The following is a 13,707-nucleotide window of genomic DNA, read 5'->3' on the forward strand; positions in this document are numbered from 1 at the left end:
GATCTATCGTTACCACAAGGCGCGAATTGGTTCGTTGCCTTGATTTGTATCGCCAGATGGCGTATTTGTTTGTGAAGAATCTGTATTGCCGTCTGTTGTAGTGTCAGCAGGTGATGTTGAGTCATCAGAAGGATTCTGGGCAACGCTGCTCCTGTTGTCAGGTCTTGGGGCTACAATAGTGCGCCTGTTTTGGTTTGTTTCGGTTGTTTCATTTCCTTCAGTTGCAGTTTCTTCATTCTTGCTGCCAGCACTGCTATTAACATTGATATTAGCTGGGAGGACTTGTGATTTTTTGTCACTGGGATTGTTAGCGGTTTGTACGCCCATCGGAAAGTTGATGCCCAGTAATGTACCAAGCAGAATGGCCAAACCTCCAGCCATTAAAATTAAGGGTGTCCATCTACCCATCTTGTCTTACTCCTTTTTAACCTTTTGGTGTCCACACTATTCGAGAACCTTGTCCCCAAAATCCATCAAACTTTGTCACTTTCACATCGCCTAAAACCAGGTTTGGCAGTTTCTTACGCAAGTCTGTTGTAGGAGAATGGGGAGGAAACGAACGCCGTGCTCGATCACGCCAATTCGCTGCTGATACTTTACCCTCTACCTTAACCGCGCAGGTTCCGCAACTGCCAATGCCCCGACAGTTTATTACCTTAGCACCGTCATTGTAGAGGTCAATACCATTTTGCAGCAAAATTGTTCGGAGATTGCTTTTGCTTACGCACTCAACTGTTTTACCTTGAGCTAGTACCTTAGGCATTTTTAAATTGCCAAACTGGCGTTTTGTTGTATATTGACACATTGCCTCGAAAGTTGTCTCGTCGGTCCCAGTTTTATGACCACAAATTCTTCACCTCAACTTTGGCTCTATGACACTACATTACGAGATGGCACTCAGCGCGAGGGGCTATCAGTATCGATAGAAGATAAGTTACGCATTGCTCGTAGACTTGATCAACTGGGAATTCCCTTTATTGAAGGCGGTTGGCCTGGTGCCAATCCCAAGGATGTACAATTTTTCTGGCAACTCCAAGAAGATCCACTAAAACTTGCTGAAATTGTGGCTTTTTGTTCGACTCGACGCCCCAATTCCACTGCCGCAACCGAACCGATGCTACAGGATATTTTGGCTGCGGGAACTCGCTGGGTAACGATTTTTGGCAAGTCTTGGGATTTACATGTCACAACCAGCCTCAAGACGACATTAGAAGAAAATTTGGCAATGATCCGCGACACGATTGAGTACCTCCGTTCTCAAGGGCGTCGCATTATCTACGATGCCGAACATTGGTTTGATGGTTACAAGCACAATCCAGATTATGCTTTACAGACATTAGAGGCTGCGATCGCATCTGGTGCTGAATGGCTAGTCCTTTGTGATACCAATGGTGGCACTTTACCCCATGAAATTAGCCAAATTGTTCAAGATGTGGTAAGAGTGACTGGGGAATGGGGAATGGGGAATGGGGAATGGGGAATGGGGAAAGATTCTTCCCAATCACCAATGCCCAATGCCCAATGCCCAATGCCCCAAATTGGAATTCATACTCATAACGATTCGGAAATGGCGGTTGCTAACGCAATAGCCGCCGTGATGGCAGGGGCAAAGATGGTACAGGGGACAATTAACGGTTACGGTGAACGTTGCGGTAATGCTAACCTCTGTTCGTTAATTCCCAATTTACAACTGAAACTGGGTTACAGTTGTATCACAGAAGACCAGCTAACACAACTTACAGAAGCTAGTCATTTTGTTAGCGAGGTGGTCAACCTCGCGCCAGATGAACACGCTCCCTTTGTAGGACTTTCGGCTTTTGCCCACAAGGGCGGTATTCATGTATCAGCAGTGGAACGTAATCCCCTGACTTACGAACATATTCAGCCGGAACAAGTCGGGAATCATCGCCGCATTGTGATTTCTGAACAGTCTGGACTTAGCAATGTTTTAGCTAAAGCCCGCAGTTTTGGCATTGACCTGGATCAACTCAAAGCTGAAGCCAAGCAAATTCTCCAGCGCCTCAAAGATTTGGAGAGTGAAGGATTTCAATTTGAAGCAGCAGAGGCCAGTTTTGCGCTACTGATGCACGAAGCTTTGGGAGGTCGCCAGAAGTTTTTTGAAGTCAAAGGTTTTCAAGTCCACTGTGACTTGATTGAGGGGAAAGAAACTAGCAACGCCTTAGCCACGGTTAAACTCGCTGTTGACGGCAAAAATATTCTAGAGGCGGCGGAAGGTAACGGCCCCGTGGCAGCTTTGGATGCGGCTTTACGCAAGGCTTTGGTGAATTTTTATCCCCAAATCGCAACCTTTGATTTAACAGATTACAAAGTGCGGATTCTCAACGGACATACGGGCACTGCGGCGAAAACCCGTGTCTTGGTAGAGTCGGGCAATGGTCGTCAACGCTGGACGACGGTAGGCGTTTCCACCAATATTTTGGAAGCTTCTTATCAAGCTGTGGTGGAAGGCTTGGAATATGGTTTGTTATTGCACTCCCAAGCGGAAGCGGCGGTGAAAGCCTCTAGTTGACAAAATAAGCTATGTAGTGTAAGAAAAGTTTACGCTTTTCGATGAGGAGGGGAAGCGATCGCACTTTGGCGATCGCTTCCTCCGATCAAATAATACTTACCTAAATTCGACGGCTCATATAATATCCGGCTAAGGAGCGGTCAAAAAATAACTGAAGCTTACTTTTTTACGTTGCTCCTTTCTACATCGCGCCAAGCAACCCATGTGTTAACCCCAACAGGCTCTCCACCCCCTGTAGAAATATCTCCCCCAAGATAAATACCGTATGGCATTTTTACAGAAGGTCGTTTGCTATCAAGGTTTTCAAGAGGATCATTATAGATATTAATGCCCTTGCTTAGGAATGGATCGGTTTCGCTTATATATTCTTTTTGGGCACTATTGGTATAATACATTGTGATGTTCATGACTAAAAATCTTCGCTTTTCATTGCAAATTGAATATACCTAAATGACTCTAGGCTTTCTTTGGAAGTGACTCTAGGCTTTCTTTGGAAGTGTCTCTAAAAATCCAGAAACTTCTTCTTTGAGTTGGTTAATCTCTAAGAGGGAGCTAGATATAGAAGATTCTAAATATTCATTTATTATTCTCTGAGATTCCAACGCCTTTTCTTCTGCTTTGTCTATATTGTCAGTAATATAATATGCTACTGCTAAATTGAAGAAGGTTTCGGGTCTTTTATCTTCTAGCTCAATTGCTATTTTATAATTTTTAATGGACTCTTGATAATCCTGTTTGATATCTGTATTATCCGCAGTCATTTCTGTACTCTTATGCGCCCGTCGAAAATAAACTTCAGCTAGATTTGCGTAGACTATATCATATTTAGCTCCTTTCTCAATCGCTTCTTCGTAGTAATGAATAGCTTCGTCGTATTTTCCTTCAAATATCTTGAGATACCCATAGTGAACATAAGTGATAGCAAGCTGTGGAGAAAGTTCAATTGCTCTATCAAAATCACGACTAGCTTGCTTGGCATATTCTGAGGAATAATTTAACTTTTGCTCTTTCGCATCCTTACTCAATTTTACATAGACAAACCCTCGTCGCGCATAGTATAGTGCGGGATTATAATAGTGTGGTGCGGGATTTTCAGCGCTATTTTCAGCGCTAAAAGCAATAGCTTGACTAAATTTTTCAACCGCCTCTTGATAATGCCCTGTGTTAAGCAATACTAATCCCCAAGTTGCCCATAGTGCAGCCGGACGATAGCCTAATAGATACGCTCGTTGCAGATCAAAAGATGCTTCTATAAAATCCTTTTCTGAAGTTCCTAGAGTGTTTGTAATTGTTCCTCGATTGTAGTAAGCAGTAGCAAGGCTATCATTATACCGTAAAGCTATTTCAAGATTTTTTAAGGCTGCAACTAAGTTACGTTGCTCCATGTAAGCCACTGCACGATTATTAAATGCAACTGCATTAGAAGGCACTATTTCGATAGCAGATGTGTTATCAGAAATAGCCTTTTGATAGTAATTTTGAGCTTTGGTGTAGTAAGATCGAATTTCATCGGGCAATGTTGTGATTTTGCTTCGTAATTGATTGATTTCATTGGGTGTACTTCCCTGTACATTTTCATTTTGCTTCTGTTCGAGCGTAACTTCTTTCTCCTTTTGCTTCTGTTCGAGCGTAACTTCTTTCTCCTTCTGTTTTCCCTTATCTCTTTCTTGATTTCCCAAAGCGATATATATCAAACTACGTCCAATATAAGCCCTAACTTGAAGGTCAATCTTTAAAGAGCTTTCATAAGCGTTTAAAGCATCATTTAATTTATCGAGCATATAATACCCTATGCCCAATTTTACCCATGCCTCAGCAGTTGAACGAGTTGGGGGGCTGAATAGCAATTTAGCAGAAATTCTACTAACTTCATTTTCAATTACCTGCTTTTCCTGCGAAGTTAAGCTTTTTCCATAATTATCTCTGATAATATCAACAACTTTGCCACCAAAACCTATAGAGCGTATTATTTCCTTTGCACTCTGATTTGCTTGCTCACGTGTAATATTTTCAAGATTCTTATAATACTCCTGAATACGCACATAATTAGGATAATTTGAGTAATCACAAAGACGTTCTAATTCTGTTAAGCTAAATCCTAATGCAAGTAAAAGTTTATTATAATCTTCTTGAAGCGAATTTTTACTCAGTGTTGTTTTAATGTGAGAATTGATTTCATGCAAAACATCTAATTGCTTGTCTTTCTCATCTTTTTGATTTTGTTTAGTTTCATTTTTAATATCTTGATTATAATTATTTATATTTTCTCGTTTCACTTCTGCTTCGGATACTTTTACTTTTATTTGGTTGAGTAGAGTATATAACTCGTGATATGTTTTAATTTGAAACGCAATAAATTTTTCAGTTGTTGCTCCTGCTTTCATATGTAAGATTGCCTGATCAATCCAATTGATTACTTGCATAGTATCAAATTGGGTAGTTAGAAGCAGTTTGGAAATATCAGCAGTCGCTAAACTCTGAGCGTCATCGATTCCCAATTCCTCTAATCGGGATTGATGCCATTCATTGATACCTAAAATTTTCCTCAAAGGAAGCTCGCTGTATTGATAAAGTGTTGGTTCTCGAAAAGCACGTTTACCAACAAGAACAATCCAGCGTAAACCTTGTTCTGGGAAAAATCCGATAAGAAAAGCTAATATCTGCCACGGAAGAAGTTTTTCTGGATCAGGTGCTGTGCTGTTGTCATTTGATTTATCTTGATCAGTTGTCTGTGGTTCGGAAGATTGATTTTCTTGTTGCCTGCCGTTAGATGCCTTCGTATTGCTTGCAGATTCTTGGGACTTTTCCGACGGTGTAAGATGTCCTGATTTAATTAATAAACCCATTCCCAAGGCTATTGCTCCAGAAACTAGAATACGTAGGACGATGGTGGCATAAACTTGAGGTTGTAGATCAAAGGTATTATAACGGCGTATTACAAGCCGAATTCCAAACAAATAAGCTCCTAAAAAAGCATAAAAAATTATTTCTAATTGAGTGCTTTGAGTGCTAGTCAACAAATTTATAATTTTAGGATTTCGTTCTATTTTAACGAGATAATAAATTGTAAAAACAAGTGTTGATATTGAGGTTAGCAGGAGTATAAAAGTTCCAAACTGAATTGGATCGTAAACTGTTTTATATATCTTATCAAAGTTATTATATTCTTCTTCAGTCACTAAGCCTAAGAGCTTTAAATCATTTTTAATCCGTTCAGATTGAGTTCGTTCTCTTCTATAAAATAGATAAGCAAAATATGAAACAGGAAATATTCCTATTAGCGCTACTATTGTAACTAAAAAACTTATATAAAAAGGAAGATTCTCAATATCAATATTCCTCTTCGTCAGAGAAAAAATTATTGCAAGGCTCAAAATAAAAATCCAAAGTATTGTAGACGCAACAACGATAGCATTGTATGCAAAAACAAAATAGACAAATAACACCTTTTGTATCTTTTTGAAAAAATTCCATATCTTTTTAAGTAGGTTAAGTGCGGGGTTCTTTCGTGGAAATTGGGAGTTTGACATAGATATTATATTGAATTACAAAATATTACTATGTAGCATTAAATGCTAAATAATACATAATGCTATGTTGATTTTTTCATAACATTAATATGTGACACAAGATGAATTGATCAGAATCCGGAAAAAAGCTTTACGAATTTCGTAGGTGAGTAGGCATGGGTTTTTAGACCACAAAAAAGCCTCATTTTTCTTCTTAAGTAAAAAAATAAAGCTTGGCTTAATAGACATTTGCCGGAGGTGATCTAAGGAGAATAAGCTGAAATGGTTTAGCTAAAATCCTTTTCCAACCCATCGAACTCAATTTAAAAAAGGTAAAAGTAATTACTTTTACCTTTCACCTTTTTCCTGATTAGTGCCCAGTGCTGATACAATACGGTTCGGTTAAGCCCAAAAAATAAAAATGTGTAGGTTGGGTTGAGGAACGAAACCCAACATATTGCAGGGTTTGTTGGGTAACACGAATGTTCAACCCAACCTACAAATATTCTTAACCGAACCGTATTGAGTGCTGATATGGTTAAGTTAGTGGCTTCTATGCCGTAAATGCAAAAATAGCAACCCAATTGCCAATTCCAGACATGTTACTCCTATACCTAAAATGCGATCGCCAATATTTAGGTCTGCACCTAAAAATCTAATGCTGCGACAAAAACTTCATTTTATGCAAGGTTTTAGGAGAACTTTTCCCAAGATTGGGCAACTAATTGGCTCAACCAGCGACGTTGTTGCTGATCCAGCAATGGATCTTCCGCTAGCAACTGAGCGGTTAATTCTTCCAAAGATTGACCCTGAGCGCGGACAATTTTAATTACTCCAGCGATCGCACTGGCAACTAGTTCTTCATCAATCGGCTGTTGTCGTAGGGCAAAAATTTCCTGGGGACTATCTGGAATGGGATAATTCATGGCGTGGGTTTACAGAAATACAAAATGTACAATAAATTTGACAAATTCTTAAAATTTCTTCACTGAATCTTTACGAAAGTAATAGGGCGGAGTTTACCTTACTTTGTGCCTTCATAAAATCTGTCTTAGTGAGTAGATTGATCGGAGATGTCAGGAAACGATGAGAGAAATTCTTTATTTAGAAGTTCCAACTCCGGATATAGCAACTGTGCGTAGCTGGCTACAAACAGATTTTGAACCCGGAAATGGAGAAAAAGTGCTTACCTCGGAAGGCTTTCGCCTCAAAATCCCCAGTGCTACTACAACTGCTGGGGTGGCTCTTTGGGAAAACTTGCCTGCGGAACTTTCGGTATTTGTCTGGTCGGTGCAACGAACTACTTATCTAAAAGTGTTTCGTTGGGCAGAACAACCCTTTCCCAAAGAGGGGCAGATTTTGCAACGCCTAACCAAAGAAATCAGAAGCCGTTTTCCGCATCATTACCCAGAACCGCCAGCGATTGATTTATCTAAGCAATCAATATTTGCAGCACTAGGCTCTGCTTACCCCCTCACCGTCAAGTATTTTCAGAAAATGCCCAACGGTGAATACGATCTAACGCGTGCCTACTGGTGGGAACAACGATGGCGCGAAGGAGTACGGAATCCGCAGCAGCCGCATCAGGTGGTTTTTTCCAGTCAAGGGGATAGGGGAACAGGGGAAGCAGGGAGTAGGGAGCAGGGAGCAGGGAGCAGGGAGCAGGGGGAAAATTTCTCTCCTCTGCACCCTGCACCCTGCTCCCCTGCCTCATCCCCCTCATCCCCTACTTACGACATCATCTACATCGGTGGCGCACTAGGCGCGATTCATGCAGCACTGATGGCAAAACTCGGATATAAAGTCTTGCTGCTGGAACGAATGCCCTTTGGGCGAATGAACCGAGAATGGAATATTTCCCGCGATGAGATTCAAAGCTTGGTTAACCTGGGTTTAGTCACCCCCGCTGAGTTAGAAACCATCATTGCCAGGGAATACAAAGATGGATTCAATAAGTTTTTTGATGCTAATAATCCAGCCAAACTGCGATCGCCCGTCCTCCACACACCCACAGTCCTAAATTTAGGTTTAGATTCCGAAAAATGGCTCCAAATGTGTGGGCAAAAATTGCAAGCGGCAGGCGGTGAAATCTGGGATGAAACAGAGTTTATCCGTGCAGATATTGATATATCACAAGTTATTGTAAAAGTCAAGCACTTACCCAGTCAGATTGAGAAGCAAGTAAGTGGACGACTGCTAATAGATGCAATGGGAACTGCGTCCCCCATCGCTTGGCAATTAAATGGTGGTCGTGCTTTTGATAGTGTATGTCCGACGGTGGGAGCGGCAATTGAGAGCGGATTTGAGCCGGAGGTATGGGATTCCCAATATGGGGACGTTCTTTACAGTCATGGGGATATTTCGCGGGGAAGACAGCTGATTTGGGAACTGTTTCCTGGGGCAGATGATGAACTGACGATTTATTTATTTCATTACCATGAGGTCAATGCTGAAAATCCCGGTTCCTTGCTAGAGATGTACGAGGACTTTTTCACGATTTTGCCAGAGTATCGCAGGTGCGATATGGACAAATTGGTGTGGAAAAAGCCGACATTTGGGTACATACCGGGGCATTTTAGTGTGGGAAGTAGCGATCGCACAGTTGCCTTTGATCGATTGATTGCGATCGGTGATGCTGCATCACTCCAGTCTCCCCTCGTCTTCACCGGTTTTGGTTCGCTAGTTCGCAACTTAGAGCGTTTAACAACCCTGTTGGATACTGCTCTCAAACATGACTTGTTAAGTTTCCGCCACTTGAACCAAATTCGTGCTTACCAAAGCAACGTTTCCGTCACTTGGCTATTTTCCAAAGGCATGATGGTACCTACTGGAAAATTTTTACCACCCCAGCGCATTAACTCTATGCTCAACACCTTCTTTGGACTGTTAGCAGACGAACCCCAAGAAGTAGCAGATAACTTCATTAAAGATAGGTGTGATTGGTTAACCTTTAACCGCCTAGCACTCAAAGCCGCTAGAAAAAATCCTGCCTTACTTTTATGGATTTGGGAACTTGCTGGGCCTAGAGATTTAGGGCGATGGCTTGGTAGTTATTTCAACTTCGGTCGTCATGCCCTAATTAGTGCTTTGCTGAGTCCGTGGTTCGGGCGCTTCTTGAACCGGGTCGGTTTTTGGCTAGAACCCCGGAATCCGGGATTGTGGCTGTGGTTGTTGGCGATTAATTATGCGATCGCCACAGGCAAACCGCGATCGCGCGCTCAAGTAGTAAAAGCCAACCCAGAAGCCATAATTCCGAAGTCAGAAGTAAGAATTAGTCATTAGTCATTAGTCATTAGTCATTAGTAAGTAGATAAACAAAATTAATTACACAATGTCATTGCGAATGCAGCGTAAAGCCTTCTCTTCGAGAGGCTCCGCCAACGGCATAGCTTCGCTTAACGCGGTAGCGTCTCCAAGAGTTGCGAAATGAAGCAATTCGCTTGCGGCTGGGATTGCAACTCTTAGAGACGCACTCGCGTTCGCTTCTCTTCTTAGGCTGCGCCAACGCTCGCAATGACTGTAATTAATTCTGTATGCTTACTTATTAGACAAATGACTAAGGACAAATGACAAATGACTCCTAACTATTGACTCTTGGGGCGAAAATTTGGCAGTTCCACAGATGCCAACGACTTACGCCCCTTGGGTGGACGCTGGGGATAAACCACTGGTGAAGGTGATGTATCATTGGTGTTATCACCTAATGACTCTGGAGGCAAATCAGTTGCCGATAATTCCAACTGTGTCAATTGTGAAACTTCTGACCAGTAGTCCTCAGTTCCTTCAGGCGGCGTCTCAGTGTGAGGTGAAGTAGAAGAAACTGGTAAGTTATTGGCTGGTGAAACTACAGAATCTATTGTCCAACAAGTGGAGGTAGTTGTAGGAGGATTAATTTCTGCTTCCAACTGCTCCTCCTGGGGATTTTCTAATTCCTCATCGTCTTCTAAGATTGTTGCTAAAGTCTCCCAGATAGGGGCATCACTCTGATTACTATCCACATTCGTTTTTGCCGCAGGTGGTGCTGATGCAGATGCAGGCTGGGAGGTGAAAAACATTTGGATGAGACTATCTAATTGCTGATCTAAATTTGATGACCCAAAAGTTGAAACAGCTTCCGGTGTATCTGGAAAATCCTCAATTTTTGGAGAAGGGGCGGATTCTGCTGGTGTTGGGGGATTTTGCTTAACTGACCAGTTCCAAGAAGATGATGGCGTCGGAGTCGGTTCATTTCTTTGGAATGGGATTGGTGCTGACGGTTCGCCCCAAGAATTATCTAGATCATCAGTCAAGGATTCGGGTTCTGCTGACCAAGGTTGAATTGGCTGGGCGTTAGGAAATAAAGATCGAGCTTTTCTAGAGAATCTTCCTTGCCCACTAGTTATGTCTTTGGGATGTTTTGCAGTATCTTCTAAAGAGTCATAGTTAGGAACCGATGTATCTAGACATTTTTCCAAAGCTGCTTTATATTGGAGCGTCTGGCGTTGTTGTCGCATCAGTCTAGTACGTAACTCCCGACAAACAGTTTCTGATTGCAATAACTGCTGAGACTGTTTGCTACTGTTAGTGTGTAGCAACGTACATTCTCGCTCTAACTGGGCAAGGCGTTGTTGGCTGATTTGTAGCTGTGCTTTATAACTTTCGGTGAGAATTTCTTGGCGTTTAACAGTTTGTACAGCAGTTTCTAATTGTTGAAATAGGGATTTTATCTGTTCTTGAGCCGCAGCCAGTTCTTTTGCGTGTTGGTTGAGCATCGACTCACTAACGCTGGAACGCGTTTTCTGCCACTGCAAAACCTTTTCTGACTCAGCTAGGTTGTCTTTTAGCTGCTCCACTTGTTCATACAAGTTATTGTTAGCCGCACGCAATTCTTCGTTCAATGCCAGCAGGTTCTGAAATTCCGAGTCAATAAGTGCTTGTTTGCCGCTTTCAGGCTCTGCAACCCAGTCCTGCTGGGTGGTATCTTTTGAAAATTTCGTATCTTCAGCTGGCATGAGGAGTGGTAGTTTGCTGACTACCATATTGTCATTAGGCACAACTGAGTAAAAGGGACAACTCGCCTGCTCCGATTGTGGCGAATTAGCAGAATTTAGGGATTCCATCACAGCCCCCTTATTTGAGGTGTTAGCTTCATTCATCACTCTTGACTCACCTGCTTAAAAATATTCAGCAGTGCTGGCATTAGCATTGCTTATCAACTCTGTCTAATCAGGGTTTGCTCTAGAAGCTAAGTTTAACTCTCTCCAAGCACCAGCAATTAATCATCAATTGGTGTTCCCGATTTTGTATCTAGACTGATGCCGTTATAACACTATGATGCTCTTTCCCGTCAAGAAGAGGCGGAGGGGATGGCGGGAGAAGGGGGATGAGGGAGATGAGGAGAGAAGTCTGAGCGTCGGCTACCCTGCAGGAACGCTAAAGGCGAACCGGCGTTGGCGCAGGGTAGCCGTAGCGAAAAGTGTATCGCGTCGTTTTCCGCCGTAGACGCTTTGCGGCAAGCCGCAGGCATCTGTTAGCGATAGCGATAGCGATAGCGATAGCGACGCAGGAGCGTCACTTTTCAAGACAAGCATCAGAACTTCGGAGGGACGACAAGGAGAAATTTACTCCTATGTCTCGCCTCTTTAGGGATAGGGAGGAGAGAGGGGAAATCTCATACTTGAAAGCTAAACCATTGGCTGATGAAGTTTTTCTACATGAAAAAACTGCATCAGCTTACACTTTATCATCTGTAATGGCATCTGTCTTAAGATATAAATAAAAAAATGCCTCCTTCAATACATTTTTATTTCGATATAATTCTGTAATTCTGGGCGATCGCGAACATTTTTCTCAACTTGACAACTTTGTATTACGCTTGTAGTATGGTAGTATTGAACTAAATAATCTAACTTACCAATCAGTTTACGTGCGGCATCGCTCGTCAGCGAATACAATCTGTAAATATTAGACAAAAAGCTAAAAATAACAAGAGAAAAAGTTTTTTTATCCTTAAAAAAGGGTTTTATATTACAGCCATGATTTATATATTGGGAGGTAAAACCGCCTGATTTTAAGCGGATTTTAAACCTAATTTAAAATAGTTAATATTGCTAAAATTAGTTAACGGTTGCTTAGGCAATCGCATCTATTTATTAGTTATTTAATATATCTATTTAACATATATAGCAGTCCTAAATAATTCGTGAAAATCTCTCTTTCTTATCTCTCTGTGTTCTCTGTGTCTCTGTGGTTCGATTAAAAAAAGTATTTTTCACAAATCAGATAGGACTGCTATAGCAGTTCCCACATAAGTATAAAAATAAATAATTTAGCACAAATGAACACAGTAGGGGCGCACAGCTGTTATTGGTGTTAAATTGAGCTTCAAATGCTCATGTAGTCAGTGTTTTGGTAGTGGCATGGCAAGACTGAAATGGTGTAATAGCCAAAGGCTCGTAGTAGAGCTTTAGCCTGAAAAAACCATAAATATAATGTACTTTAGTCAACCCACGCCACTACAAGAGAACCAAAGTCTAGATTTTCAAATTAAGTTGACACGTATGCACAGCTAGCTGTGCGCCCATACTGTGTAATAAATTTAGAGTTTTTCTAAAATCTATTTTTTTCAAAAGAGGTGAGCTATGAGTATTTTTAAAGTTGAAGTTGTCAAAATCAACAGCATTAATCCTCATCCCAATGCTGATAGGCTAGATATTGCCTCTATTGAAGATATGGCGTATCAAGTAATTATAGTCAAAGGTCACTTTCACCCTGGAGATTTAGCTTTTTACTTTCCTATTGATAGTGTTATTCCAGAAAAGTTTTTGGATGAGTTTAGTATTCGTAACTACTACTCAAAAAAACTGCGTGCTGCCAAACTTCGCGGAATTTTTTCTGAGGGTTTGCTTATTCCCGTTGGTAATAACTTTATGGGAAATGTCGGAGACGACTACACGGAGTATTTTGGTGTAACAAAGTACGAATATCCAATTCCTCAAGGGATGAGTGGGGAAGTAGAAAGTTTTATTGGACATTACAAATTCCCCAGTCCAGAAAACCTGAAACGTTACAAAAATATACTAATTGAAGGTGAAGAAGTTGTTGTAACAGAGAAGTTGCACGGAACTAACTTCACTGTCTTAGTTGATGCTGATGGCACAACTAAAATTGGCAGCCATAATTACTTCTGGAAAAACAGCGAAGTAAACAAAAAATTAGTTTATATTCGTGCTTACAACGAAAACGAAGCTTTCCAGAAACTTCCGCCAGGAACTCAGATTTTTGGGGAAATTTACGGCGTACAAGATATCAAATATGGCTTGAATAATGGCAATATTGGAATTGCTATATTTGCTGTGCGTCGCGGCAGTTATTTTCTCAATTACAGCGATTTTGTGGCTTTTTGCGAGGAATTTGCTTTGCCGAGAGTGCCTGTGCTTTATATCGGTGCTTACACTTGGGAAGCAGTGTCTCAGTTTAATAATGCCAATAGTGTAGTCAGTCCCAATTGCATCATGGAAGGCGTTGTTGTGCAACCGGTCATTGAGAAAACCCATCCAGAAATAGGTAGAGTAGTCTTAAAGTTGATTAGCGATCGCTATCTGCTCCGTAAGAATGGAACTGAACTCCATTAGAGGATGAATGAACAAGTCTAATTTATTACTAGCCCTAGCGACTAGAAGTCGCGCG

General features: G+C 41.4%; 9 protein-coding genes. 3 read left to right on the plus strand and 6 right to left on the minus strand.

From position 1 onward, the window contains the following. Positions 1-9: 9 nt before the first annotated feature. Both LC653_RS01990 and LC653_RS01995 read right to left on the minus strand, forming a co-directional pair. Complete coding sequence (locus LC653_RS01990) at positions 10-408, minus strand: hypothetical protein (RefSeq protein WP_229492354.1); 399 nt, start codon at positions 406-408, stop codon at positions 10-12. A gap of 16 nt (positions 409-424) precedes the next feature. Further along, entirely contained in the window at positions 425-763 is a 339-nt protein-coding gene (locus tag LC653_RS01995) for a 2Fe-2S iron-sulfur cluster-binding protein (protein ID WP_229492355.1), read from the minus strand. 75 nt (positions 764-838) lie between these two features. On the opposite strand from LC653_RS01995, the gene cimA reads away from it, so the two are divergent. After that, positions 839-2,530, plus strand: coding sequence for a citramalate synthase (gene cimA / locus LC653_RS02000; RefSeq protein ID WP_229492356.1), 1,692 nt, complete (start codon positions 839-841; stop codon positions 2,528-2,530). A 158-nt stretch (positions 2,531-2,688) separates the two neighbouring features. Here the strand turns inward: cimA and LC653_RS02005 are convergent, their stop codons facing one another. From LC653_RS02005 to LC653_RS02015, 3 genes are all read right to left on the minus strand, one after another. Further along, positions 2,689-2,937: a hypothetical protein gene (locus tag LC653_RS02005; protein ID WP_229492357.1), complete on the minus strand. Its 249-nt coding sequence runs from the start codon at positions 2,935-2,937 to the stop codon at positions 2,689-2,691. Between the two features lie 72 nt (positions 2,938-3,009). Then, positions 3,010-6,060 carry a tetratricopeptide repeat protein gene (locus LC653_RS02010; protein ID WP_229492358.1) on the minus strand — a complete coding sequence of 1,017 codons (3,051 nt, stop codon included), beginning with the start codon at positions 6,058-6,060 and terminating at the stop codon, positions 3,010-3,012. A 671-nt stretch (positions 6,061-6,731) separates the two neighbouring features. Beyond that, positions 6,732-6,965, minus strand: a complete 234-nt coding sequence (locus LC653_RS02015; protein ID WP_229492359.1) for a hypothetical protein — start codon at positions 6,963-6,965, stop codon at positions 6,732-6,734. A gap of 160 nt (positions 6,966-7,125) precedes the next feature. Between LC653_RS02015 and LC653_RS02020 the strand changes: the two genes are divergently transcribed. After that, a complete protein-coding gene (locus LC653_RS02020) occupies positions 7,126-9,321 on the plus strand; it encodes an NAD(P)/FAD-dependent oxidoreductase (protein ID WP_229492360.1) in 2,196 nt (731 codons plus the stop codon). Between the two features lie 302 nt (positions 9,322-9,623). Here LC653_RS02020 and LC653_RS02025 read toward each other — a convergent pair whose 3' ends face one another. Then, on the minus strand, positions 9,624-11,174 hold the full coding sequence (locus tag LC653_RS02025; protein ID WP_229492361.1) for a hypothetical protein: 1,551 nt from the start codon (positions 11,172-11,174) through the stop codon (positions 9,624-9,626). Positions 11,175-12,659: 1,485 nt separating this feature from the next. Between LC653_RS02025 and LC653_RS02030 the strand changes: the two genes are divergently transcribed. Continuing rightward, on the plus strand, positions 12,660-13,652 hold the full coding sequence (locus tag LC653_RS02030) for an RNA ligase (ATP) (protein ID WP_229492362.1): 993 nt from the start codon (positions 12,660-12,662) through the stop codon (positions 13,650-13,652). Positions 13,653-13,707: the final 55 nt, after the last annotated feature.

It is taken from the genome of Nostoc mirabile CHAB5784 (genome assembly GCF_020829645.1).
Taxonomy (GTDB): Bacteria; Cyanobacteriota; Cyanobacteriia; order Cyanobacteriales; family Nostocaceae; genus Nostoc; species Nostoc mirabile.

What these genes read in the sequence shown, in the direction of transcription:
- LC653_RS02030 (WP_229492362.1), top strand. Translation starts at nt 12,660, where the DNA reads ATGAGTATTTTTAAAGTTGAAGTTGTCAAAATCAACAGCATTAATCCT.
- cimA (WP_229492356.1), top strand. Translation starts at nt 839, where the DNA reads ATGACCACAAATTCTTCACCTCAACTTTGGCTCTATGACACTACATTA.
- LC653_RS02005 (WP_229492357.1), bottom strand. Translation starts at nt 2,937, where the DNA reads ATGAACATCACAATGTATTATACCAATAGTGCCCAAAAAGAATATATA.
- LC653_RS02025 (WP_229492361.1), bottom strand. Translation starts at nt 11,174, where the DNA reads ATGAATGAAGCTAACACCTCAAATAAGGGGGCTGTGATGGAATCCCTA.
- LC653_RS02015 (WP_229492359.1), bottom strand. Translation starts at nt 6,965, where the DNA reads ATGAATTATCCCATTCCAGATAGTCCCCAGGAAATTTTTGCCCTACGA.
- LC653_RS02020 (WP_229492360.1), top strand. Translation starts at nt 7,126, where the DNA reads ATGAGAGAAATTCTTTATTTAGAAGTTCCAACTCCGGATATAGCAACT.
- LC653_RS01995 (WP_229492355.1), bottom strand. Translation starts at nt 763, where the DNA reads ATGCCTAAGGTACTAGCTCAAGGTAAAACAGTTGAGTGCGTAAGCAAA.
- LC653_RS02010 (WP_229492358.1), bottom strand. Translation starts at nt 6,060, where the DNA reads ATGTCAAACTCCCAATTTCCACGAAAGAACCCCGCACTTAACCTACTT.
- LC653_RS01990 (WP_229492354.1), bottom strand. Translation starts at nt 408, where the DNA reads ATGGGTAGATGGACACCCTTAATTTTAATGGCTGGAGGTTTGGCCATT.